This window comes from Bacteroides mediterraneensis (assembly GCF_025993685.1).
In the GTDB taxonomy this organism is placed as follows: domain Bacteria; phylum Bacteroidota; class Bacteroidia; order Bacteroidales; family Bacteroidaceae; genus Phocaeicola; species Phocaeicola mediterraneensis_A.
This window is the reverse complement of record NZ_DAJPEN010000001.1, coordinates 473,548-499,262: the sequence shown is the minus strand read 5'-3', so window position 1 is coordinate 499,262 and position 25,715 is coordinate 473,548. Positions and strand designations below refer to the sequence as shown.

Here is a 25,715-nt window from a genome sequence, read left to right as displayed (position 1 = left end):
AACAACATGAAACAAGATAAAAAAGAACTGTGCGGCTGGTTTATTTTCTGTCAAGGCCAGCAGCTTCTAGTCGTAAAGGAAGGTGACAGGTTTCACATTCCTTATGCCACCGAACCTCCGGTAAGAGTCACTGCCGATACGACGATACATGCCATCGGAGAAATCCAAGGACACCCGGCCAAGGCGTACGCCCTCTCTCCCGACGCACTGAACGGAAACGAGGATTCCTTTATTCCGACCGACTTGCGGGCTTCTTACGACATCCTCCCGCTGGAAGAATACCAGTGTGCCGGAAAGGCTTCCCAAATACTGACCTGGGACAAGCAAAGCCGTTTCTGTCCGGCCTGCGGTACGCCCACAGAACAGACAGGCCCCATCACCAAACGCTGTCCCCACTGCGGACTGGAAATCTATCCGCGCATCTCTCCGGCTGTCATCGTACTGATTAAGAAAGGAGACAGCATATTGCTGGTGCACGCCCGTAATTTTCGGGGTACATTCAAAGGACTGGTGGCCGGCTTTCTGGAACCGGGCGAAACGCTGGAAGAGTGTGTACGCCGTGAAGTGATGGAAGAAACAGGTATCCGCATCAAGAACCTGACCTATTTCGGCAGCCAGCCCTGGCCTTACCCCAGCGGCATCATGGTAGGCTATTATGCGGAATACGAGAGCGGCACCATCAAGCTGCAAGATGAAGAATTAAGCGCAGGCGACTTTTACAGCCGCGACCACCTGCCGGAAATACCCAAGAAACTGAGCATTGCCCGAAAACTGATTGATGCATGGTTAAACAACGAAATATGAAAAAATACATCCTTTACCTTACTCAATTTTTAGGAAAAACAGTCCGCCGTATCCTCAAGGCGGGGAAACAAGCCATCCAATGGTATGTACGTACTTTCCGTAAATTGCCGTGGTATGGACGTACCGGCATGGCCATCCTGACAGGTATCTGTTCGCTGATTGTGCTGCTGATTATGATTGACCTCAATTTCCTGTGGCTGTTCGGCAAATCACCCAGCATGTTCAATATCAAGGAACCGATACAGCACATCGCGTCGGAAATCTACAGCGCCGACGGGAAACTGATTGGAAAATTCTATTCAGAGAACCGTACACCGGTAGAATACAAGGATATCTCTCCCATCCTGATCAAGACACTGGTCTATACGGAAGACGAACGTTTCTACAAGCATTTCGGCATCGACTTCGAAGGAGTCTTCGCAGCCGCAAAAGACTATATTACCCACGGGGAAGCACGAGGTGCCAGCACCATCACCCAGCAGCTGGTGAAAAACCTGTTTAAAGTCCGCTCGCAGTATTCCACCGGTCTGCTGGGCTATATTCCCGGTGTAAAACTGCTGATTATGAAAGCCAAAGAATGGGTCACCGCCGTCAAGATTGAGATGCTGTACAGCAAGGAAGACATCCTGACCATGTATTTCAATACCGTAGACTTCGGCAGCAACGCCTTCGGTATCAAAACGGCCTGCCATACCTATTTTAATACTACGCCCGACAAAATCACCGTAGAGCAAGCAGCTACCCTGATTGGGCTGCTGAAAGCCACTACCTACTACAACCCCCGTATCAATCCGAAAAACAGTCTTTCGCGACGGAATGTGGTGTTGGGCAAACTGTACGAACACCATTTTCTGAACAAACACCAGCTCGATTCTATCCGGCAGCTGCCCACAATCTTGAAATTCAGGCAAGAAAGCTACAACACCGGACTGGCTCTCTACTTCCGCGAAGCCGTAGCCAACGAACTGAAAAGCTGGTGCAAGGAGAATGACATCGACTTATATGGAGACGGACTGAAAATCTATACCACCATCGACAGCCGGATGCAACGCTATGCGGAAGAGGCCGTCGACCGGCAGATGCGGGAAGTACAGAAAAAATTTGATGCCCACTGGGGCACACAAGCTCCCTGGCGAGACCGAAGTGGAGAAGAGATTCCTCACTTTATCGAAGATTTGGCTGAAAAAACGCCGGCCTATCAGTATCTGTCGCACAAATACGGCAGTCAGACCGACTCCATTGCCTATTACCTGAACCTGCCTCACCGCTGTAAAGTGTTCGACTACCAACTGGGGCAAAAGGATACGACCTTCAGCACCATGGACTCCATCCGCTACATGGAACGCTTCATGCACTGCGGTTTCGTGGCCATCGCCCCGCATACCGGAGAAGTGAAAGCCTGGGTAGGCGACATCAACTTCCAGTCGTGGAAATACGACAAAGTACTGTCCAAACGTCAGCCAGGGTCTACTTTTAAACTGTTTGTCTATACAGAGGCCATGAACCAAGGACTTTCTCCCTGCGACTTACGGGTAGACGAGAATATTCCCTGGGAAGTGGAAGAGAACGGAGAGAAGAAACTCTGGATGCCGCACAATGCCAACGGAGGTGCCACCCTCGACACCATGTCCCTGAAAATGGCATTCGCCCAGTCTGTCAACACCATCGCCGCCAATGTGGCACATGAAGTCGGCATCTCCAATATAGCCCGCACCGCCCGCAACATGGGCATCCGTACCCCACTGGAAGAAACTCCGGCCCTGAGTCTGGGCGCTTCCGATGTGTCCTTGCTGGAACTCGTTTCGGCCTACGGTACGGTAGTCAACGATGGAGAAGCCATCCGCCCGATACTCATCACGCGGGTGGAAGACAAAGACGGACACGTCATTTACGAAGAAGAACCGGAAAAGACACAGGCCATCCCCTACGCCAGTGCTTACCTCATGCAACAGATGCTGAGAGGGGGACTGACCTGTCCGGGAGGTACCTCACAGGCCCTCTGGCGTTTCCGCATCTTTGACAAAGGGACGGAATTCGGCGGAAAGACCGGTACTTCGTCGAACCACTCCGATGCCTGGTTCGTAGGCGTCAGTCCCAACCTGGTGGGAGGTGCCTGGGTAGGTGGAGAATACCGCAGCATCCATTTCCGCACGGGAGAACTGGGACAGGGCAGCCGCACGGCACTTCCCGTGTTCGGCTACTTCATGGAAAAAGTGCTGGCCGACCCCAAGCTGGCTCCGCTTTATGTGGCAAAGTTCCCGCAACCGAAGGAGAAACTGGACCGCTCATGGGACTGTAACGACTATTTCCCGCATTACAGCGACAGCGATTCCATTTACATGACGCTGAGTGACTCCCTGCGGTTCGAAACGGAAGAAGATGCATCAATGCCATTGGAATAATAAAAATATATTTTCGTATTAACTTCTCAACCTGTCATTAAATTTACCCGATTGCCATAGGTGAATTTAATGACAGGTTTTTTATTTTTTATATTGAAATTTGGGATGAAAGATAACGTTTAATTAAAAAAAGGAACCAGCCTTATGAGAACAATCTTTTTCATCCTTATTGAAGTATTGTTGTATACGTCACTGAGTGCACAAAGCTATCTACCCCTTATCCAAAATAGCGATGCACGCAACGACTATTTTCTGAAAGGAAATCCGCAAAGCCTTTACCATCAGACTTTCGAAATCTCACAAGACCCACAATCCGGAGCTATTACCATCGGAAAAGAAATTGATTCATTCTCCGAATTTTCTTATCGCATTTATTTTACAAACGGAGGCGACGTCCAAGAATTCCATCACATATATGATGGACGCCCTTCGACCTCACTCCGTTATTTTTTCGACCCGGAAGGAAGATATTGTGTACTACAAATCGCAGAAAACAGTCTCACCTCATACCAAAGGAACTGGGTCAGTCAGTACAACGATTCTCCCATCCAACAAAATTCTGTATACAATCTCATCCAGGAAGAATACACCATGGATTATTCCAGTGATTCCCTTCTTTTAACAAGGCGAGACACCATCTCTTTCATCGAAAAAGACCATATTCTTCTCTCATTTTTCTCTTCGGAAACAGCCACTCAATATGACAGCTACCCCATAACAGACAGTGCCTACTACGCACGTTACATTGATAGCTGCCGAAATTACGTCCGCCCCGAAAACAGAAGTATTAATTTATACAATGAGCAGGAACAGCTTGTCAAAACGATAGAATATACTTCCATCAGCGAACAGCCCTCCTATATCGTATATTTTTATTACAACGAACAAGGATTGCCCATTCTGGAAAAAAGACTCAACTATACCACATTCGATGAATTTGGGAACACCGTATACAACCCTGAGCCAATTTCTGACATCTTCCGATATGAATATCCTGATAACGCCATTGACGGACAGGGAAACTGGACCCAAAGATATGTCTTCCGCCAATTCCAGACAGAGAAGGAGCAACCCCTCTATCTGGAATGTCAAAAAATCAGTTATTAGAACAATCAGAATATGAAAATGAACAAATTTACAATTACTGCTGTCATGTTGTTTGTCGGCTTCCTCACGGGGTGGGGACAGACCGAAAGTTCCTCTGTCCGGCACATGCAGGAAAAAGGACTGGTCAACATACATTCACTCGACCCAAGCATACGGGTAGATTTAATGTATGCGAAAGCCGACAACTTTGTAGGAAAAGTCTTATACACAGATCTTAAAGAGGCTTATCTGCATCCGGAAGCCGCAGAGGCACTCATCAGTCTGGCACTTCAACTATAAAGGATATAACCGTAACTGGCTGACAGCCCATGGCTACCAAGCCATCCCATAAACAGCAAGAACAGACTCTTTTTTATCTTACCCTAAAATTTCCACAATATGATACGTATCCTCGTCTTACTTTCCTTCACGCTTTTCACGTTGAACGGACAGGCGCAGTTCTGGAAACAAGTAGGCAGAATTGCAGTCCTAAAAATTTATGAACGTACCAAAGATTCTCAAAAGAATTATCCCCGCAAGAGAGTCCCAGACTCCGTAATAAATGCTATGAGAGGAAGTTACATACTCAAGCTAGACTCAGCCCAGCTGGCCCGTAATGCCAAATCGAAAGTTCTTTCTTCCTCGCCTGCACAACCGTCACAGCCAAAGAAAGAAAAAACTCCTCCGGCTACTCCACGTCCTACCGTCCAACGGAAAAAGACAAACAAGAATGCACACGAGAAAGTGTTGAACCGCTTTTTGTCTTATGTGAAAATTGAAAGCCAATCGGTCGACGCACCCGACTTCAACGCATTTCCCATGACAGAAGGGCAAAAAAAGATGGCCACTTTCCTGGCGAATGAAATACAGTCCTTCGGAGGAAAGAATGTAGAAGTAACAGTAAGTAAGGACTTCTATGTATATGTAAAAATTCCCTCCAACCTGTCTGACTCCAAACACAAGACAGTGCCCAACCTATTTTTTACAGCCCATCTGGATGTTACCCCTGAAGCACCTGGAAAAGGCATCAACCCCATTGTACACACCAATTATCCGGGAGGAGACCTTACTCTTTCACCAGGCATCGTACTCAGCCCCTCTTCACCTGCCGGAGCACGCCTGAGCGAACTGAAAGGAAAAACCATCGTCACCACCGATGGAACCACCCTGCTCGGAGCCGACGATAAAGCGGGATGCACCATTCTCGTCACGCTGATAGAGGAACTGGTGAACAATCCACGCATCAAGCACCCCGACCTTTTCTTCATGTTTTCACAGAATGAGGATATCGGACGGGCAGCCTATCGTTATGATTCTGAGGTATTTGACACAAGGCCCGACATCGTCATCGACGTAGACGGAGGAGAACCCGGCGTTTTCTCGGCCGAGAATTTTACGGCGGCCGGACAGACATTTTATTTCAAGGGAAACAAGGCACACCCCGGAGACGGGCTCAAAAGCCAATATGCCGACGCACTTACTGCCGCCGCCTACTTCATAGGTGCGATTCCGCCTTCCGTACATCCCAGTGCCAGTTCCGGTAAACAAGGATACTTGCATTGCTATGCATGTGAACACCCCGTTGATGCATCAGGAAAGACAATCGAAGAAGATTATATCGCCAAATACCGTATCCGCTATTTTGACAAGCAAGAAGGTGACACATTAAGAGCTTACTTGCAAAAGGCCTATCAAAAGACCTGTGAAGCTTTTCCTTTTGTGAAAGTTACTCCGTCGGAAGAAGTGAAACAATATGATAACATTGCCTATACCATGTACAAGCACACCCCGGAAATCATCCAGAAAGCAGCCTTGAAAGAAGGTTTGCAAATGGTTGCCAAAAGTGAACGTGGAGGAACCACTTCTTCCATGCTGGTCACTACCGGAGCTCTTCCAGGCGGCCCTTGCATTTATTCCGGCCAACAGGCTGCACACAGCTGCATGGAATGGTGCTGTATTGAAGACCTGACGCTGATGGTGCAAGTCTTAAAGAACCTCATTGACGAAACATTGAAATATGAAAAATAGAAAACTTGCAATTAACCTATATTTCCCTAAAAACATGAGTTATGAAAAAGTCCTTTTTTGAACCTATCATCTGACCACCAAGAAGTCAGTGACTTCCATGCCATTTGGATAGTCTTATCTGTTATGCAGCCAAGCTGTATCTTGTGTCCTTCACTATTTTTCGGATATTCCTGTGACACAACCATGGGATGCTATTTTTAACTATATTTTTTCTAACCAATCTTCTTAAAACATGAAAAATCTTCTAATTCTAACCTTAGTCCTTTTCGGTTCAATGGTCTCTTTATCATTTTCAAACAGCAATCCTATCGAAACCAAACATGACAAAAAGGAATCAGGATGCAACTGTAATAATATTATTACAGAATCAAGTTACAAATGTACATGTGGGGGAGAGTTATCTTTAAGTTATACCACATGTTTCAACTGGGTACGCTGTCCACTTAAGTGTAAAAATGGGTGGCTTTATATTGGGGGAAACCGTGTAAAATGTACAGGATGTACCCCAAAACAAAATGGAAATGGACGGGGAAGTGTAAAAGAATTTTACTCTTGTCACGTTTGTAAAACATGTGGTAAAAGATATGTATTCGATTAAGTTCTGCTATGAAAAACGGCAGTTTTCTGCATGCAGCTTCCTGACAGGCTGCATAAGTTACAGAAACTGACCTAGAGCCACTGCCTGAACCGACTATCCAACGGCGGTTCAGGCAAGTGGCCAAATTATCTCCAGAGTCCCACCCTTTTTATCGCCATCACAAAGACTTATCTATGTTTTCCACCCGGAAAACGTACGTTTCACGGACGGGAAACCTATGGTTCCGCTACGGGAAACGTAGGGCTCCCGACCGAGAGACCTAAAAAAAGACCTGACTTTTTCCCATTTACGAACCTGCATTCTTATCATCCCGAAAAAATATATACCTGCAGCCTATGTAGTAATTTTTTCCCCATTTATATTCGATTTATAGCGACAATAAATCCACAGCATTAACCTATCTTTACGAAAAATATAGATTTTTCTCCCGCAAATTAAGGAAACAGGGAGAAATTTTCTATATTTGTCTAATTATTAACAACTTAAAACAAAGGTAAATATGCAGCATGACAAAAACTCAAATGAGTTTTTTCTACATTCATCCAAAACTTGGACAATGGTCAAAATCTGGATGAAGATACTTACACTCACATTATGTACCTTTGTACCCCTTCAAGCCGACACTATATCTTTACCTGTATCCGACAACCTTCGTTTTATCCGGTATTCCACACAAGACGGATTGCCCTCCGACAAAATCTTAAATATCCTACAAGACCAGTATGGATTCATGTGGTTCGCGACAGAAAACGGACTTTCCCGATTCGACGGCATCCACTTCATAAACTATACGCACTCATCCCACAACTCCAACAGCTTATCGAACAATGTTGTCACCTCCCTCACCGAAGACCTGTATGGGAATTTATGGATAGGCACACAAAATGGCTTAAACCGCTATGACAGGACCCACAATCGTTTTCAGCAATATACCACACAAAACGGATTGAAAGACAACTTTGTCAGGGCTCTTCATGCCGACAAGGAAGGCAATCTGTGGATAGAAACCGCACAAGGCTATTTAACGCAATACCGTCTGAAAGAAAACAAATGGATACATTTCAAACACAACCCTGGAGCAAATGAAGGCAATCACTACTACTGGCAAATATATGAGGATTCTCTTCAGAATCTATGGATAGGAGGACGTGCCCTGCACGGCTTCTTATTCTCCAAAAAATCTTATCAATTCACCCCGGTTCCTACATGGTCGGATAAAGGTATGCCACTTGAATCGGCGTTTTATGTGAAAGCCAAAGACGGCAGTCTGTTTTCGTCCTCGTTTGGTTCTGTCCAGAAATATGATTTCCGACAACATAAATTCATACACTATCGCTCCATCCCCTTTGAAGCAACATGCGCAGCTACTGACAAGGAAGGCTGCATCTGGATTGGAGGTTACGGCGGACTACTCAGATGGCATTACCCTCTGGATGAAACCGAACAGCTGACTCCCCATTCCGATATTCCCCACTCCATCTCTTCCAGCCAGATACTTTGTCTGTACGTATCCGATGACGGATGTGTATGGATTGGAACCTCAAATGGAGTCAATCTATATGCACCGCACAACAATCTGTTTCACACTTACGCAGGATATGAAGTCTCTGCCTTGATGGAGGACAAGAAACAGCATTTATGGGTAGGAACCCAAAATGACGGAAGCTATATTTTTGACTTCGAGAACAAACGACTCACACATTTCAATTACCGGCTGATGACAAAAGATATCGATTATCCTACTTTCCAGCGTGAAAGAGAAGTCATCCGGCAGTATATCAGACACGAGGCAATCTATGATGGACAGCAAGCTCTGCCGGAAAGCCTGGCAGACAATTTCCAAGCATACAAAAATGCAAACCTACATTTCCGGTATCCGGATGAGAATCATGTATCCGCACTCTATCAGGATAAAAAAGGCTTGATTTACGTCGGATTATGGAACCATGTAGGGTTCAACGTATATAATCCCCAAAACGGACAATGGAAACGTTATGCCTTGTGGAGCAAAAAACCAGATTATCATTACCCGCGCTTATGGCTGGGAAATCCGTTTGGAGCCAACTGGTACAATGGATTTCTCGAAGACCGGAAAGGACGTTTCTGGTGTGTCACATGGGAATGTTTCGGCCTAAATCTGTTCAACCGTGAAATAGGCAGATTTGAATTCAAGCATTATTTTCCGAACAATGTGCCTTGCTTTCCGCAAGGAAAAATCGAACAGATTTTTTATGATAAAGACCGTGACCGTTACATATTCAATGGGAAAAGTACCTACTTCGGATATTACGACAACAAAGAGAAACGTTTTTACAAATTTGGGGAACACTTCCCTGACAATTATACCAATCTTGAGATTGTAAAGGGATATTATCAATACAGCAAAGCAAAAACATTCTCGCTTCCCAATGAATTTGGATGCGACTACATATTACCAGATGGGAACGACCGGCTCTATATGGCCAATGCACAGAGAATCATGTACATGAATCTGACAGATAATTCCGCGCATCAGGTTCTTTCCATGCCTGGAAATACATCTTTTGCGTGGACGCTTTCTGCCGACCGAAAATCCCTTATAATTTACTGTGACAAAGGATTTATGTCAATAGATACCCACAAACACACTTGTACCCCATTCACTCTGCCCAATACCAATCTGCTGGAAAAAGAAGAGGTGAAAGTCTTGCTACAAACAGGTAACCACGAACTATGGGTGGGTACATCAAAAAATCTATGGAAACAAACCCCACAGCACACATGGGTCAAATTATTACCAGACAATCAAGCCGTCAGCCTTTTACAGAAGACTGCAAATGACAAATTATACGTTGGAGGCAGTAAAGGATTGTATATCTTACAGAAAGGAAAAGTGCTAAATCATATTTCTTTTTCCATCTATAGCGCCAAAGGACTACCTGGCACAGAAATCAGAGACCTCTACGTGACCGACTCACAAACATGCTGGATTGCGACCAACGACGGACTGGCCAAACTGACAAACGGAAAAATCAAAATATATGAGCACAACCCGCTTCGTCCGTACAGCCTCATCGACAATAATGTCTGTGCCATATCCCAAGGTCCCGCACAAAAACTCTGGATTGCCACCTACCAAGGACTTTGCCTGTTCAATCCTGAAAACGAACGTTTCACTGACATGACCCAACCCGGCAACGACTGTCTGACCTCCCGACTCGCCAGTTGCATAACCGAAGACCGTCGAGGAAACATCTGGATAGGAACCACCGAAAAAGGCCTCAACGTGCTGTCTATCGAAGCCGACACCCTTACACACTATTATCACCAGGCATGGAATCCCTACAGCCTGCCCGATAATTACGTTGAATGTATTTTTTGCAGCCAGAACGGTAATATCTGGATAGGAACGCATCAGGGACTGGCGAAATACAATGGGGGAAACAAACCCTTCCAACGCATTCCGCAGACAGAGGAGCTTCAGGTGAAAGGCATACAGGAAGATGCACAACAACATTTATGGATTGCCACCAACGAAGGATTACTGCTATCCGATGCCGACGGACATATCCTGAGAAGGTTTCATGAATATCACGGCCTGCCCAATAATGATTTGTCAAGAGCTGTCTGCCGACTGAAAAACGGATACATCTGCATCGGGGGGAACAATGGATTCAGCCTTTTCAATCCGGAGCAAGCAAGCCGGCCGCTGCCTTCCTTCCCAATCATGTTGACAGACGTGCAAGTAAACGGTTCTTCATTTCCTGCCGACTTAAACAAGGGTGAACAACTGCTTCTTGAAGCTGAACAGAATTCATTTGCCTTTGGATTTGCCGCTGCCGACTATGCATACAGTCCTAATCTGAAATACCGATACAGGCTGGTTCCTTTCGAAGAAAAATGGAATTATACAACACCTCCATTGCTCACTGCCAAATATACGAACATTCCTTTCGGACATTACCATCTGGAAATAGAAGCAAGCAATGCCTATGGAGAGTGGAACGGACACCCCCTCAGACTTTCCATTCATATTGCAACCCCCTGGTATTATTCATGGTGGTTCATCACACTTCTTATACTAGGCGGCATATTGGGTATCTGGACATTTATCCGATTCCGGGAAAGGCAACTGAGAAAAGAAAACGAACAACTGGAAACGCTTGTCAAAGAAAGGACCAACAAGCTGTATCAGATAATGGAAAGCAAAAATAAATTTTTCAACATTGTGTCACACGACTTGAAAAGTCCACTGAATAATTTAAATGTGCTATCTACGGTACTGCTAGAAGAATATAACAGTTTGGAAGAAGAAGAAAAGCTGCAGAAAATACGCATGATCAGCAAAACCTCACGCCAAGGAAAAGTGTTGCTCGACAATCTTCAGCTATGGGTGCTTTCTCAAAAGGAAATCATCAAGCCTGTTTTCCGGCAAACAAATCTGACCGATGAGATAGAGGCTGTGTTGCAACTTCTGAATCCCGATATCCTGAAAAAAGAACTGACCATTACAGCCCCTAACCGGCCAATCATCGTTTGTACGGACAAAAACATGCTATCTACCATTTTAAGAAATCTGATAGCTAATGCCATAAAATACACTTACCGCAAAGGACACATCTACATAACCGTGCAAGAAGACAAGGAATGCTGGCATGTAAGTATCAAGGACAATGGTGTAGGCATGTCGACCGACCGGATTGAAAAACTTTTCCAAATCGGAACCAAAGTGTCTTCTCGAGGTACCGAAAAAGAAGAAGGCACTGGATTAGGACTGCTGATTGTCAAAGAATTCATCAACCGGTTGGAAGAAAGCATTCAGGTGGAAAGCATCCAAGGAAAAGGCAGTATATTCACATTTACGTTACATAAAACCATAAGAAAATGATAAAAATATTCATTGTTGACGATTCAGAAATACATCTGGAAGGCATGAAAAGTATTCTTAAACGATCAGACAACTTAACTGTGGCAGCCACGGCACAAACGCCCAATGAAGCCAAACAACTGCTACGAAACGAAGAATATGATTTAGCTATTCTTGATATCAGCTTAGAAGAAGAAACAGACGGACTGGATCTAGCCCGCTTCATCAAAGCAACCTATCCGAAGATGCCCATCATCATTCTCTCACATTATAAAGATATACACTATATCATCCAGTCACTGAAAATGCAACTCAACGGATACTTGGCTAAAGACACACAGGCAGAAGACCTGATTTGTGCCATACAGGCTGTCGTACAAGGAAAAGGGTTCTACTTTGGCAATACAATCTCTTACAATGACATCATCAAGGCATTCGGAGGTGAAGAAAATATGAAAAAACGGAAACCGTATGAATTGACGGATAGGGAACTCGAAGTAATCCAACTGCTGGCCAACGGATACACCAGCAAAGAAATAGCAAACGAATTGAATATCGACCGTAATACGGTAGAAACCTACAAAGACAGAATAAAAAGCAAACTTGACTGTAAATCCGCGATTGAAATTGTAGTATTTGCCTACAAGAACAAACTTATTCATTAAATATCAGTCTATCAATTACCTTAGTAAATTACTATTTGCTGTTTTTTAATAGAAAATAACACACCTAGATGAATTTAGATGAAAGAGAATGAACTTCGTCACATTTTTTTCTTAACTTTGCGCTGCAACTCAAAGCAAGATTACAAACAACTTTAAACAAAAAATATTAGAGATTATGATGACTATTGACAAATTCAACTTTGCCGGCAAAAAGGCAATCGTTCGTGTGGACTTCAATGTACCTTTGAACGAAGAAGGTAAAATTACTGACGATACTCGTATCCGTGGTGCACTGCCTACTTTGAAGAAAATCTTGGCAGACGGTGGCGCTTTGATTATCATGTCACACATGGGTAAGCCCAAAGGCAAAGTAAACGCTAAATATTCTTTGAGCCAGATTGTAGACGCTGTGGCTGCTGCACTGGGTACTCCGGTGAAATTTGCTCCGGACTGCGCAAAAGCTCAGGACGCTGCTGCTGCACTGAAACCGGGCGAAGTGCTGTTGCTGGAAAACCTGCGTTTCTATCCTGAAGAAGAAGGTAAACCTGTAGGCATCGAAAAAGAAGACCCTGCATACGAAGATGCAAAGAAAGAAATGAAAGCTCGTCAGAAAGAATTCGCCAAGACTCTGGCTTCTTACGCTGACTGCTACGTAATGGATGCATTCGGTACTGCTCACCGTAAACACGCTTCTACAGCTGTTATCGCTGACTACTTTGATGCAGACCACAAGATGCTGGGTTACCTGATGGAAAAAGAAGTACAAGCTGTTGACAATGTATTGAAAGACATCAAACGTCCGTTCACTGCCATCATGGGTGGTTCTAAAGTATCTACTAAAATCGGTATCATCGAAAACTTGATGGACAAGGTAGACAACCTGATTCTCTGCGGTGGTATGGCATTCACTTTTGCTAAAGCTCAGGGTGGTAAGATTGGTAACTCATTGGTAGAAGATGACAAACTGGATCTGGCTTTGGACATCATCGCAAAAGCGAAAGCAAAAGGTGTAAACTTGGTTCTGGGTTGCGACTGCATCGCTGCCGACAAGTTCGCTAACGACGCCAACACTCAGGTTTGCGACGACAAGAACATTCCTGACGGATGGATGGGTCTGGATGCAGGTCCTAAGACTCGCGAAGAGTTCAAGGCTGCCATCAAAGGTGCAAAGACTATCCTGTGGAACGGTCCTGCCGGTGTATTCGAGTTCGACAACTTCGCCGGTGGTTCTAAGGCAATCGCTGAAGCTATCGCTGAAGCAACTAAAGAAGGTGCCTTCTCACTGATTGGTGGTGGTGACTCTGTAGCTTGTATCAACAAATTCGGTATGGCCGACCAGGTTTCTTACATCTCTACAGGTGGTGGTGCTTTGCTGGAAGCTATCGAAGGTAAAGTTCTTCCGGGTATCGCTGCAATCCGCGGTGACAAATAAGATTGTTCTTATAAATAAATACCTGAAGGCATGGCTTGTTCAGCCATGCCTTTTTTATTTTGCCTTGATGAAAGCCTCTGTATAATTTTGATAAGAAATTGTTTTTTGCGAAATTTGCGAACACACAAGAAAAATATGATGCACAAATATGTATATATCATCTGCCTGTTGTTATCGGTCACTTTCGCGCAGATGAACGCGCAAATTTTCCAATACATCGGTATAGAGGATGGACTCAGCAGTCGGCGAGTCCTCTCGCTTCAGCAAGGAGAGCACGATTATATCTGGATTCTTACGCATAAAGGAATAGACCGCTACAACGGCAAACAATTTACTCACTATCCATTAATTAAAAACGGAGTGGTCGTCAGCTGCTTCCCGAACTTGAACACGCTCAAAACAGACAAAGAACAAAGAGTGTGGGAGATCGGGAAAGACGGGCTGGTTTTCACCCTGGACGAAGCACAGGATTCTTTCCAACTGATATTCGACCTCCACGCACGATTTCCTGAGACACAGAATGTTCCGATAACCTGCACCTACATGGATGATGAAAAAAATATCTGGTTCTGTACGGAAGGCCACCAGTACATCTATAACGGACAGAATAAAAAAACATACAAAATAAGTCAGAAGATTCCGGGAAAAGTGACTTGTATCACGCAAGCTCACGGAAACAAATACTTCATATCCAACGAACAGCATCTCTATTCTGTTACCTTTCAGAATGGACAGCTGGAAAACATCCAAAAAGTAAATATATCCCCGATTCATATCATTGACTACATATACTATCACAAGCCGACAAGGAAACTTATCATCAATGCCTTGCTCGACAAACTTTTTATTTACACGCCTACCACCGGCGAACTGACGGATTTGGGAGACCACCTGAAAGACATCGGTGTAAATACCATTATCCCCAACCGGAAAAATTCGGAAGAGGTGTTCATCGCCACCGACGGAGACGGTGTCTACAAACTCAATGTCACCCAAAAACAGCTCTCGCATTTTCTGGAGGAAGACAATGAAAGTTTGAACAAAATGAACGGAAGCATCATCAAGGATATATACATGGACCGTACCAACCGGATATGGAATGTGATTTATCCGATTGGTATTACCATCTACTCGGAAAGGTATCCTCAATACCAGTGGTATAAACATGCCCCCAACAATCCCAACACGCTGCCGAACGACTGCATCAATGGAATCATGGAGGACTCGGACGGAGATATCTGGTATGCCACCAGTAACGGGGTAAGCTGTTTTAATTCCCGCGAAAAGAAATGGAAAAACTACTGTACCACTGAAGAGCTTCCGAACTATGAAAATCATATTTTCTTGTCGGTTTGCGAAATCAAGCCGGGAATCATCTTGGCCGGAGGCTATATGTCGGGGATTTTCCGTATTGAAAAAAATACGGGAAAAGTCACTTTCCACCAGCAAGGAAAGTCACCAATAAGAGAAACACCCGACAAATACATTCGTGGAATCATCGTAGACAAGGAAGGGGTCATCTGGAGCGGAGGATTCTACAGTCTGAAAGGATTCGACACCAGGACTTTCGAAAAGCAGGAGTACAATTCATCCTATCCTATCACTTTCCTGCTGGAAAGAGATGCAAATTCATTATGGGTAGGTACCATCCACGGACTGTATGTATTCGACAAGAAAAAGAAACAACTCCTGCCTTATCAGGAAAAAGAAGAAATCGGTTGTGTGAACGCCATATACAGCACTTCCGACTTGCAAAAAACGTATGTCGGCACATACGGAAACGGACTGTTCATTGTTGACAATCAGACCCAGGAAATTACTCACTGCCGGGCCAACAACAGTGGCCTGCAAACCAACAACATCTACAGCATCGTGCCCGACAGAAATGAAAACCTGTTCCTAGGAACGGAAAATGGCCTGTCTTTCTATAACCGCAAAGACCATACGTTTACCAACTGGACCCGGGAACAAGGACTTCAAGCTGCCAATTTCAATTCGACAGCTGGCCTGCATACACGCGACGGCCATCTTATCTTCGGCAGCAACGAGGGGGTGATTATCTTGTCCGACAGCTTGGAGTTACCCTCAAGTTTCTCCAGCCACATGGTGTTCTCCAATCTGCAAATCATGTACCATCCGGTGCATCCGATGGACCCTAACTCCCCTCTGGCAAAAATATTGGATGAAACCAACTTTATCCAGCTGAAATACAACCAGAACACGTTCTCCATGGAGGTGTCTTCCATCAATTTCGACAATCCGTCGAGTATCTTATACAGCTGGAAACTGGAAGGATTCTATGACCAATGGACTCCTCCTACCAGCAATGGCACCATACGCTATACCAACCTTTCACCGGGAAACTATACCCTGAAAGTACGTTCCATCCTGCTCGACAACCAGCAGGTACTGGAAGAAAGAGAGATTGAAATCCTGGTAGAACGCCCGTTCTGGCTGACGTTCTGGGCTTTCCTGTTCTATGCCCTGCTGATTATCGGAGCCGCTTATACTTTTCTACGCTACCAGATTATCAAACGGGAACGAAAGACATCGGAAGAGAAGATCAATTTCTTCACCCATGCCGCCCATGATATCCGTACCCCGCTGACCATGATCAAGGCACCTCTGGGTGAAATCATGGAAAAAGAAAAACTGAGCGAAAACGGACAGAAAAACATCAGACTGGCCATGGAAAGTACGGAAAATCTGGCAGAACTGGCCAATAACCTGATTAATTTCCAAAAGGAAGAGTTGTATTCCTCACAGACCATTGTCACGGAGCATGAACTGAACCACTACTTGAGCACGTACTTACACCAGTTTGAAAGTTTTGCCCAGCAAAAAGACATCCAGCTATCCTACGAAAGCACATTCCCTACACTACAGGTTTGGATTGACGTCAGCAAAATGGACTCCATCCTGCGCAACCTGTTATCGAATGCCCTGAAATACACTCCTCAGGGAGGCAAAGTGTCCATGAAGGCGGATGCCAACAAAAACACGTGGATGCTGACCATCTCGGACACCGGCATCGGCATGAACAAGGAAGAACAGAAAAAGCTGTTCAAGTACCTGTTCCGAGGACATAATGCGACCAACCAGACCAATACCGGTTGTGGCATCGGCATGCTGCTGACTTACCGCCTGATTGAGAACCACGAAGGAAAAATCACCTTCAACAGCACAGAGAATGTAGGCACCAGTTTCCAGCTGAGCTTCCCGATTCGGAGTAAAAATTATCAGTACAAGAAAATACGCCCTGACACGGAAAAACAAAGCCTTTCCGTCATGCCTTCTCAAGCCGCAGGAAGCGGAGTAATCTCCCAGTTCGAGGTGTCTCCCACTCAGACCGACGAATACAGACCATTGATTCTGGTGGTGGAAGACAATGCCCCTCTACGCTCTTTTATCCAGCAAAGCCTGTCGGACACTTATCAGACAGAAGGGGTGGAAAACGGAAAGGAGGCCATCGAATTTGTACAGGAAAGACAACCCGACCTGATTCTTTCAGACATTATGATGCCGGTCATGGACGGAAGGGAAATGTGCCAGCGGCTGAAAGGAAACATGGAAACCAGCCACATTCCTATCATTCTGCTCACCGCATTGGGAGACAAGGAGCACATTCTGGAAGGACTGGAAATCAAAGCCGACCAGTATCTGGTGAAACCTTTCGACGTACATATTCTGAAAGCCACCATCCATACGCTGCTTGAAAACCGGAAAATGCTCCGCAGCCGCTTCCGCTCGGCCGTCACCGCGCTGCCGGAAGAAGCCGATACTCCCATCGAACTTCCCACCACCCTGGACGACGAGTTCATTCAGAAGGTAACCGAGCTGGTTAAGGAAGGGTTGGGCAAAAACTTCAATGTAGATACGCTGTGCGCCTCTGTCAACATGAGCCGTACCAGCTTCTACAATAAAATCAAGGCACTGACAGGCATCGCTCCGGCAGAATTTATCCGGAACATCCGGATGCAGGAAGCAGCACTGATGCTGAAAAGCCAGCGCTATACCGTAGCAGAAGTTTCCGACAAGATGGGCTTTGCCGATCCGAAATATTTCACCGATACCTTCAAGAAATTTTACGGAGTGCCGCCCAGCATATACATGAAGAAAAACTAAAAAAACAGATAATATGAATTTTTATTTCCGATCGTTTCTCATCTTTTTCCGTATCGGTGTCTTCACCATCGGCGGGGGCTATGCCATGGTCCCACTGATTGAAGCCGACTTGGTGGACAAACGGAAATGGATCAGCAAAGAAGACTTTTTGGACCTAATGGCTCTGGCACAAACGGTACCGGGCATCTTTGCCGTCAATATAGCCATCTTCATCGGCTATAAACTAAAAGGGTTCTGGGGAGCCTTCTGGATGGCACTGGGTACCATTCTTCCTTCCTTTCTCATCATCCTGGCCATTGCCCTTTTCTTCCGGCAATTCCAGCATGTGGAAGCAGTGGAACGTGTATTCAAGGGAATCCGTCCGGCCGTGGTGGCCCTGATTGCTGCCCCGACTTTCAAGATGGCCAAATCGGCCCGTATCAACCGATACAACATCTGGATTCCGGTGGTTTCCGCACTGCTGATATGGCTTATCGGCTTCTCCCCCATCTACGTCATTATTCTCAGCGGACTGGGAGGATACCTTTATGGACGCTACCAAAAGAAATATAATTAACAACACATAGGAGTAAAACAATATGGCTTTATTATTACTGAAACTATTCTATACTTTTTTCAAGATAGGCTTATTCGGGTTTGGAGGCGGCTACGCCATGATTTCGATGATACAAGGAGAGGTAGTGACACGCTACGGATGGCTCAGTTCTTCCGACTTCACCGATATTATTGCCATCAGCCAGATGACTCCCGGGCCTATCGGTATCAATTCGGCTACCTACGTGGGTTATACCGCCATGGTCAATGCCGGTTACTCACACAGCATCGGCATCCTCGGATCGACCATAGCTACCCTTTCCGTGGTACTCCCTTCCTTTATCCTAATGGTCTTCATCAGCCGTTTCTTTCTGAAATACCAGAGACATCCGGCAGTAGAGAATGTGTTCAGAGGACTCCGTCCGGGAGTGGTCGGACTGCTGGCCGCCGCCGCACTGGTACTGATGAACGGGGAGAATTTCGGAACAGATACCTACCAGATTGTGGTAAGTATCCTGCTCTTCCTTGCAGCCTTCGTCGCTTCACACCGATATAAGATTAACCCGATTCTGCTGATTGTCTGCAGCGGTGTACTGGGTTATTTCCTGTATTAGCACTTAATCCTCCTCATTCTCCGGCAAGATAGACTGGGGAGTGGGGATGGAAAAATCATGGTCGGCAAACAAAGAAGCCAGTCCGGAAATCTGTTTCAACCGGAGCAGCTCATCCCGGTCCATGCCGATGTTCTTCATTATCCATTTATCCGACATGCCGGCCTGTGTCAGTTCGGCCACAATGTGTGTCATCAATCCAATATCATGAGTACCTCTTGCACGATTATGACGAATGGTAGAACCTATCCGGTTAGACAAGTCCTTATTGATTACTACGACTGGTAACATCCCTTTTTCTCGTTCGTAAATACGCTTGGAGGTTTTCAACACCTGATAACGGTGGAAACCGTCCACAATGATGTATTTATCATTCTCCTTGTCATAATAGCATACGCAAGGCATGGTGAACCCGTCCTCCCAAATAGACAATTCAAGCAATTTCATCTCTGGAGGTGCCACCACGTTCGGATTATAATCATTGGCATACACCTTCTCTACCGGTACAGCTATCACATTGTACACCGGGCTCTTCTCTTCTTTTAAGTCCATATCTTTTTATATTGTTGCAAAATATAATCTTTCATTTTCTTTTCTTCCTTGCTCACGGCAAATCCCATATACTTGCACGCATAATCATTGCGGAGAATACACAGACACATCCGTTTGTAAGTAGGAATCTCACGAAACTCTGCAATGTCGATGTCATCAAGGTATTCCATCATCACCGGATGTTTGGTAGTTTTATAATTACTCTTATTCCTTACCGTAATCGGTATCTTCATTTCCTCCAGCTTGGCAATGGTTTCATCGCTCAAGCATCCACCCTTGGTTCTCCAGAATTTAATGCTTGTATGCAACTTACTCAGATATCCTCTTCGGGTCTCTTCCGGAAGCGTGGAAAGCAGGAATTCCATAAACGACTTCCACGTATGTCCTTCCGGCAATTTGATTCCGCCATGTCCCATGGCCCGTGTTCCGCCATACAACCCCGAAAAATTAACCCCATTCACACGTCCGATCATCTTGCCCCAAGTGTCTGGTTCAATAGCCTTATACAAACGCAGGCTCTCAATGGCTTCACTGATAAACGGACTGGCCACACGTTGCCGCTCCAGACTGACGCCTGCGTAATAATACAAATCGTATAAACGGTTATAATCCCACCCAAACTTTCCATTGGCCGTCCAGACGTCCGTGGTCTTCCAATCATAAATGGGATAAAGATTATATACATCATTCGCAATCTTTGAACTCCATTGGTATTTATGATAAAGCTGCTGCTTCAACCCTCCATAAATCGTACGCCAACGATTGTAACTTTCTTGTGTACGGATACCTACCAGGCAAGCCGTACGCACTGCCTTTTTCTTTTCATGCAACCATGCGGCAAAGCGTAACTGAAATTCATAGTCCCACATACTTGTATGGAAAAAAGGAAAATCACTGGCCTTCATCACCCCTTCCGGCATCTCACGGACCCAGATATCCCGCAACTTTTCATCCCACGGGCGCCAGTAATGCTGATACATGGACGTACAAGTTCTTACCTTAAAAGGCACACAAATCCGATACACTTCAAGTATATCCTTATGCTGCTCCAACATCCGGTTGACAAACTCAATCGTGTGATCATACTGCACTTCATAATCCATAAAAAACACTCCAAGCTTGATGTTCAGCTTATTTCTACGGATATAGTCTATACACAGATGAAGCAGCACCCCACTGTCTTTCCCTCCAGAAAATGACACATAGACATTATCAAATTCCTTAAACAAAACAGACAAGCGTTCCTGAGTCAACTCATACACATTCTTTCCGTTTTCAGTCTTTTTCATCCTTCCTTCTCATTTTAAGATATGCACTCCACATACGTTCTATTTCAAAATTCTGAACCGAGAAAAACGATTCATGGATTTTCTGCACCACGGCCTCCAGCGGCTTATCCGTATCTTGAAATTCATCTGTCACAGCCTTCAGCAAACCTGCAAATACCGACTCATCATCATTCTCCACATAATAATTGTTGATGACAATTGCTTTTTTGCGTACTTCTACAGGGAAAAAGCCCAACACTTTTTTTTGCTGAAAAGCGACAAACCAAATAAATGACTCACTGGTCTTAAATGGATAGTTATGATTATATTTAAGGATTTCCGGATTCATCACCAAAGGAGCCACACATTTATACAACTCTTGGGATGTGCCTGCCATTTTTATTACATTCCACATAGATACCCACTCTTAGAATTCGCGCCAACAAAAATAGAAAATTCTTTTAAAAAACTATTTCTCAAATAATTATATATTTTCCAACAAACACTTAAAGGAAGTATAACAAACAGTTTGTCCGTTACCTCCCGTATAAGATAGCCGATTGGGGGCAATGACTTCCAACAGCGGAAGTCCTTCTCTTCCAGGAGATGCCTCCAGACAGAAATAATGATGCCGGTTCAATGCATTCTGCGCCCAATGACGCAATATTTCGTCTGCCGCCCTCAATACAATAAATTTCTCCCCCGACACTTCCGGAGAAAAACCTCCATGCATCAAATCAAATTTGATGTGCGGACGGTCACGGAACAAAGTATCCATTCTATTGCCCAATATCAGGTCTTCTGTCACTCCACACTCCAATCCTTCCGCTGAGGAAAGAAGCCACAGACGGTCGGCCAGCACAAGGGCCTGCTCAATGTCGTGCGTGGACAAAAGAATAGCTCTGTTCTCTTCCACAGCCAGCCGATGCAGGAGATTCATGATTTCAATCCGGCTCACCACATCCAGAAAGGCCGTCGGCTCATCCAACAGAATCAACGGACATTCCTGTACCAGCGCTTTGGCTATCATCACTTTCTGCCGTTCTCCATCCGAAAGCTCCGCCATGTAACACCGGGCCTTATGAGCAATCTCCACCGCCTGAAGCGCGTGCTCCACCAACTGTTTGTCCTTTTTATCCAACCGTCCGAAAAATCCCGTATAAGGCTGACGCCCCAAAGCCACCAGTTCATAAACTGTAAGCCCTCCGGCCTGTGTGCGGTCGGTCAATACCACTCCGATGGTTCTCGACAGCTCCCGTTCGGAATACGCCGACAAATCACGTCCCAATAACTCCAAGCCACCCGACAAGAAAGGCTGGGCAGCAGCCAATGTACGGAGCAAAGTTGATTTTCCAGCCCCGTTGGCTCCTAACAGACAGGTCAGTTCTCCCCGGAAAAGCTGGAAGTTCAACCCGATATGTACCTCCGTCCGCTTCTTTCCCACCTGATAGCCGATGGTCAAGTCTTTTCCCTCTATTACGATTTCCGTTTGCCTCATCAGTTAAAATATTGAATCCGACGTTGGTTAATAATCACATAAATAATCACTGGCGCTCCCAGAATAGGTGTGACCGCATTCAAAGGAATCACTCCCGATGCTCCCGGAAGCACACAAATCAGGTTGCACAACAAGGCCAAAGCCCCACCGGAAAGCAAGGTGACCGGCATTAAAGAATTATGGTTGGAAGTTCCCAGCATCAGACGTGCCAGATGAGGAACGGCCAGCCCGATAAAAGAAACCGGACCACAGAAAGAAGTAGTTACCGCAGTCAGCACCCCTGTGGCCAGCAGCAGGTAATTGCGTACCCGCCGGATATTCACTCCCAGATTCTCGGCATAACGCGGACCCAAAAGCAAGGCATTCAACGGCTTGATCAACAGAACCGCCACCACCAGTCCGGCCAAAGTCAGCAGCGAAAAAGCAGGGAGCTGTTCCAAAGAAACACCGCCGAAATTTCCCATCCCCCACACCATATACGATTGTACCCCTTCTGCCGTAGCAAAGAAATTCAGCAGCGAAATCAGAGACGAGGCAATATAACCAATCATGATACCGGCAATGAGCAGCATTACATTACTTCTTATCAGAGAAGACAGAAAAAGAATCAGGGCCAGCACGGCCACAGCTCCTAAAAAGGCTCCCAAGATGACCGAGAAAAATCCGGAAAGCGTAAACACGCCCGTCGCAATGGTACCTCCTCCAGCCAGCATCACCAACGCCACTCCCAGACTGGCGCCTGAACTGATTCCCAGGATAGAGGAATCGGCCAACGGGTTGCTGAACACCGTCTGCAACATCAGCCCGGAGGCCGAGAGCGCCGCCCCACAGAGCAAGGCCGTCACACACTGCGGAAAACGTGATTCCCACACAATATAGGTCCAACTGGCTTTTGCCGCCTCTTCCCCTCCCAGAATACGCACCACTTCCCGTGCCGGTATATCCACCGAACCAAGAAACAGATTGGCCGCTACCAGAAGTACAATCAGGAAAACCAAGCCGACAAACACCATGTAATTCTTTCTGCCTGCAAATATCATTCTGCTAATTTACTAAAATATTTCGGTTCATACCCCTCCAGCAATTCCGGATGGAAGATTTTTACCATATCTTTCAACAAGACCTCGGGATGAAAGGGCGATTCTTCGTAGAACGGAATCCGATAAGTGTTGCATCCGTAAACCCGACGTTCATGAAATGCCTTGAAACGGGCATACAACGAATAGTCTTTCTGCAATTCCCGATAAGTTTTGTCGTGCGGCTGATTGTACTTTATCAGCCAGAAATCCGCATTTTCTCCTTTGTCGAACACCGTTTCAAAAGCCATGGGCACCGAACCACTGTTCGGCAATGCAGCAAAGACATACTCTGCTCCCGCATCCGCATACAAACGTCCCGTCGTACTCTGCCCGCCGGCGATATACCAGGCTGAACCGTATTTCAAGTCACTCAATACCGTAGGATGAGAGGTTGCCTTGGCAGCCAAAGCTTTCACCGTCAAGTACTCCTTTTCTATCTGTGCAAAAAGAGAATCACCTTTCTGCGACTGCCCCACCAGCAAGCCATAGAAGCGCAGCCATTCGGCACGGCCCAATGGAGAAGTCTCCATATAGTCCGCACATTCTATCACGGGTACGCCCAGTTTGCCTACCCGTCCATAACCGCCACTGTTCTCAAACGGAGAAAGCAGGATGGCATCCGGATGCAAATCAATGATTTTCTCGATGTCCGGATTCATACCGTTTCCACAGTCCACCACCGTCCCTTTCCGACAGCCTTCCTGTACTTCCGGCATTTTGAAATATTCCAGGTTGCAAACCCCCTTGATGCTTTCTACGCAGCCCAGCTCTTTCAGCACACTTCCATGTACCACCGAATACACCACCGCCCGTTCCAAAGGCACACGCACGACGGTGCCCTCCGGCAAGTTTTCCGGCACCGGCCGCGTCTTGTCCGTCAGCAGGTAGGTATGCAGTGTTTTCAGCGTATCCCATGGATTACGGATAGAAACCATTGTATAATCCGGAAACTTCACCACCGACAAGTTGGTGGCATACTTCATCCTCAGCGTATCCCCTCCTTCTCGAACAGAAGAAGCCTTGCCTCCTCCGCCACAGGCAGAGAGAAGCAAGACCATGATTACTATATGGGCAGATAGTAAAATTTGTTTCATAAAAATCAGTCAGCTAAGAAACGGATGTTTGTGGTAGAATTTCCTGTTTCAAACTTTTTCTTGAATTGTCCGTCTTTAGAGTAAACATATATATCATTCAGAGAGCTATAAGGCTGACTGATAATATATACATCTTCCGAAACCGGATCTACCGCAATCCCTCCCGGATATGGAATATCATTTATATCAATAAACTCTTTTTTCTCCTTCGTCTCTACATTATATACAAAGCAAGAATTTCTTTCAGGCAGATAATATTCTGCATATAACACGTAAATGTTATCTCCCTTCTTTGCGGCATACGTGGCATTACATACCTCTTCCACTTGATTGGTCTGCACGTCAATCCGTTGAAGAGTTTGGTAAATCCATTGATCTTCAGGTAAGCCCTCTGCACCTGCATAATTACCATTAGACACCACATATACGTATCCGTCTTTCCCATCAAAACAAACAGTATAAGGATTTAATTTCACTGTGATATCCGACTGCTTTGTCCATGATTTTACATCCACGACAGCCACCTTATCTCCCGAACCATATCCAGATATGTTCACATAAAGTTTGCCATCCACATAGGTCAAAGCTTCTGGGTATGCTCCCACTTCCAAACTTCCAGTAACCTCTTGTGAAAGAGTATCTAATTTAGAAACCGTCCCATCATAAGCTGAAAAGAACACACAACCTTCCGCCCCGACAGCATAACGTGGTTGAATCGGCTGATTTTCATCATTATTCAAAGGAATGCTTTTTATCAATTTCCCTTTTAAATCTAAAATTTCAATTTTAGAAGAAGTGCTCCCTATGGCATACATTTTCGAACCATACACACACAAATCCTGTAAATCTCCTATGCCCTTTCCATTCTGTGCTTGATACAAATCACCACTTACCGTCTGGGTCGCCATGTCAAACCACTGGATAGAACCATCATTAGCACCCCAGTTTCCTGTATTTACAATATAAGCTCCATACGTAGTAGTAGGTTCCGGGTCTGTGGTTGGAACAGGATCATTCTCATTATCACATGCGGTCAAACCACTGACCAAAGGAATTGCCATTAAGGCCAAATAAAGCCAATTTTTTTTCATTC

At 45.5% G+C, this 25,715-nt stretch carries 17 protein-coding genes and 1 pseudogene; 11 read left to right on the top strand and 7 right to left on the bottom strand.

The window, feature by feature from the left end; all coding sequences use genetic code 11:
• Positions 1-6: 6 nt before the first annotated feature.
• The 11 genes and pseudogenes from nudC to OIM59_RS01870 all read left to right on the top strand — a co-directional run bounded on the left by nudC (position 7) and on the right by OIM59_RS01870 (position 19,134).
• Positions 7-804, top strand: coding sequence for an NAD(+) diphosphatase (nudC, locus tag OIM59_RS01920; RefSeq protein WP_299174195.1), 798 nt, complete (start codon positions 7-9; stop codon positions 802-804).
• Positions 801-3,206, top strand: coding sequence for a transglycosylase domain-containing protein (locus OIM59_RS01915; RefSeq protein ID WP_299174198.1), 2,406 nt, complete (start codon positions 801-803; stop codon positions 3,204-3,206). The genes nudC and OIM59_RS01915 overlap by 4 nt, the downstream gene beginning before the upstream one ends.
• A gap of 144 nt (positions 3,207-3,350) precedes the next feature.
• On the top strand, positions 3,351-4,313 hold the full coding sequence (locus OIM59_RS01910) for a hypothetical protein (protein ID WP_299174201.1): 963 nt from the start codon (positions 3,351-3,353) through the stop codon (positions 4,311-4,313).
• Between the two features lie 105 nt (positions 4,314-4,418).
• Positions 4,419-4,571, top strand: a pseudogene (locus tag OIM59_RS18655) (D-alanyl-D-alanine dipeptidase); the annotation flags it as partial.
• A 120-nt stretch (positions 4,572-4,691) separates the two neighbouring features.
• A complete protein-coding gene (pepT, locus tag OIM59_RS01900) occupies positions 4,692-6,320 on the top strand; it encodes a tripeptide aminopeptidase PepT (RefSeq protein ID WP_299174206.1) in 1,629 nt (542 codons plus the stop codon).
• A gap of 1,169 nt (positions 6,321-7,489) precedes the next feature.
• A complete protein-coding gene (locus OIM59_RS01895; protein WP_299174209.1) occupies positions 7,490-11,785 on the top strand; it encodes a two-component regulator propeller domain-containing protein in 4,296 nt (1,431 codons plus the stop codon).
• Entirely contained in the window at positions 11,782-12,429 is a 648-nt protein-coding gene (locus tag OIM59_RS01890) for a response regulator transcription factor (protein ID WP_299174210.1), read from the top strand. Before OIM59_RS01895 ends, OIM59_RS01890 begins: the two co-directional genes overlap by 4 nt.
• A gap of 175 nt (positions 12,430-12,604) precedes the next feature.
• Positions 12,605-13,861, top strand: a complete 1,257-nt coding sequence (gene pgk, locus OIM59_RS01885) for a phosphoglycerate kinase (protein WP_299174212.1) — start codon at positions 12,605-12,607, stop codon at positions 13,859-13,861.
• Positions 13,862-13,996: 135 nt separating this feature from the next.
• Complete coding sequence (locus OIM59_RS01880) at positions 13,997-17,986, top strand: response regulator (protein ID WP_299174214.1); 3,990 nt, start codon at positions 13,997-13,999, stop codon at positions 17,984-17,986.
• Between the two features lie 13 nt (positions 17,987-17,999).
• Positions 18,000-18,542: a chromate transporter gene (locus tag OIM59_RS01875; RefSeq protein ID WP_299174216.1), complete on the top strand. Its 543-nt coding sequence runs from the start codon at positions 18,000-18,002 to the stop codon at positions 18,540-18,542.
• 22 nt (positions 18,543-18,564) lie between these two features.
• Entirely contained in the window at positions 18,565-19,134 is a 570-nt protein-coding gene (locus OIM59_RS01870; protein WP_299174219.1) for a chromate transporter, read from the top strand.
• Positions 19,135-19,137: 3 nt separating this feature from the next.
• Here OIM59_RS01870 and OIM59_RS01865 read toward each other — a convergent pair whose 3' ends face one another.
• From OIM59_RS01865 to OIM59_RS01835, 7 genes are all read right to left on the bottom strand, one after another.
• The gene (locus OIM59_RS01865) at positions 19,138-19,683 is read right to left on the bottom strand and encodes a ParB/RepB/Spo0J family partition protein (RefSeq protein ID WP_299174222.1); all 546 of its coding nucleotides are present in this window, start codon (positions 19,681-19,683) and stop codon (positions 19,138-19,140) included.
• Positions 19,674-20,972 (bottom strand): DUF3440 domain-containing protein, encoded by a 1,299-nt coding sequence (locus OIM59_RS01860; RefSeq protein ID WP_299174225.1) that lies wholly within the window; start codon positions 20,970-20,972, stop codon positions 19,674-19,676. Before OIM59_RS01860 ends, OIM59_RS01865 begins: the two co-directional genes overlap by 10 nt.
• Positions 20,959-21,366, bottom strand: a complete 408-nt coding sequence (locus tag OIM59_RS01855) for a hypothetical protein (protein ID WP_299174227.1) — start codon at positions 21,364-21,366, stop codon at positions 20,959-20,961. Before OIM59_RS01855 ends, OIM59_RS01860 begins: the two co-directional genes overlap by 14 nt.
• A gap of 69 nt (positions 21,367-21,435) precedes the next feature.
• Positions 21,436-22,449: an ABC transporter ATP-binding protein gene (locus OIM59_RS01850; RefSeq protein ID WP_299174230.1), complete on the bottom strand. Its 1,014-nt coding sequence runs from the start codon at positions 22,447-22,449 to the stop codon at positions 21,436-21,438.
• Positions 22,449-23,489, bottom strand: a complete 1,041-nt coding sequence (locus OIM59_RS01845; RefSeq protein ID WP_299174233.1) for an iron ABC transporter permease — start codon at positions 23,487-23,489, stop codon at positions 22,449-22,451. Before OIM59_RS01845 ends, OIM59_RS01850 begins: the two co-directional genes overlap by 1 nt.
• A complete protein-coding gene (locus OIM59_RS01840) occupies positions 23,486-24,622 on the bottom strand; it encodes an ABC transporter substrate-binding protein (protein WP_299174236.1) in 1,137 nt (378 codons plus the stop codon). Before OIM59_RS01840 ends, OIM59_RS01845 begins: the two co-directional genes overlap by 4 nt.
• A gap of 5 nt (positions 24,623-24,627) precedes the next feature.
• Entirely contained in the window at positions 24,628-25,713 is a 1,086-nt protein-coding gene (locus tag OIM59_RS01835) for a DUF5074 domain-containing protein (RefSeq protein ID WP_299174239.1), read from the bottom strand.
• Between the last annotated feature and the right edge of the window lie 2 nt (positions 25,714-25,715).

Bases quoted from the DNA above. Each gene is read 5' to 3' on its own strand.
- OIM59_RS01870 (WP_299174219.1), top strand. From the start codon at position 18,565: ATGGCTTTATTATTACTGAAACTATTCTATACTTTTTTCAAGATAGGC.
- OIM59_RS01890 (WP_299174210.1), top strand. From the start codon at position 11,782: ATGATAAAAATATTCATTGTTGACGATTCAGAAATACATCTGGAAGGC.
- OIM59_RS01860 (WP_299174225.1), bottom strand. From the start codon at position 20,972: ATGAAAAAGACTGAAAACGGAAAGAATGTGTATGAGTTGACTCAGGAA.
- OIM59_RS01910 (WP_299174201.1), top strand. From the start codon at position 3,351: ATGAGAACAATCTTTTTCATCCTTATTGAAGTATTGTTGTATACGTCA.
- OIM59_RS01865 (WP_299174222.1), bottom strand. From the start codon at position 19,683: ATGGACTTAAAAGAAGAGAAGAGCCCGGTGTACAATGTGATAGCTGTA.
- OIM59_RS01840 (WP_299174236.1), bottom strand. From the start codon at position 24,622: ATGAAACAAATTTTACTATCTGCCCATATAGTAATCATGGTCTTGCTT.
- pgk (WP_299174212.1), top strand. From the start codon at position 12,605: ATGATGACTATTGACAAATTCAACTTTGCCGGCAAAAAGGCAATCGTT.
- OIM59_RS01855 (WP_299174227.1), bottom strand. From the start codon at position 21,366: ATGTGGAATGTAATAAAAATGGCAGGCACATCCCAAGAGTTGTATAAA.
- nudC (WP_299174195.1), top strand. From the start codon at position 7: ATGAAACAAGATAAAAAAGAACTGTGCGGCTGGTTTATTTTCTGTCAA.
- OIM59_RS01875 (WP_299174216.1), top strand. From the start codon at position 18,000: ATGAATTTTTATTTCCGATCGTTTCTCATCTTTTTCCGTATCGGTGTC.
- OIM59_RS01915 (WP_299174198.1), top strand. From the start codon at position 801: ATGAAAAAATACATCCTTTACCTTACTCAATTTTTAGGAAAAACAGTC.
- pepT (WP_299174206.1), top strand. From the start codon at position 4,692: ATGATACGTATCCTCGTCTTACTTTCCTTCACGCTTTTCACGTTGAAC.
- OIM59_RS01850 (WP_299174230.1), bottom strand. From the start codon at position 22,449: ATGAGGCAAACGGAAATCGTAATAGAGGGAAAAGACTTGACCATCGGC.
- OIM59_RS01835 (WP_299174239.1), bottom strand. From the start codon at position 25,713: ATGAAAAAAAATTGGCTTTATTTGGCCTTAATGGCAATTCCTTTGGTC.
- OIM59_RS01895 (WP_299174209.1), top strand. From the start codon at position 7,490: ATGAAGATACTTACACTCACATTATGTACCTTTGTACCCCTTCAAGCC.
- OIM59_RS01880 (WP_299174214.1), top strand. From the start codon at position 13,997: ATGATGCACAAATATGTATATATCATCTGCCTGTTGTTATCGGTCACT.
- OIM59_RS01845 (WP_299174233.1), bottom strand. From the start codon at position 23,489: ATGATATTTGCAGGCAGAAAGAATTACATGGTGTTTGTCGGCTTGGTT.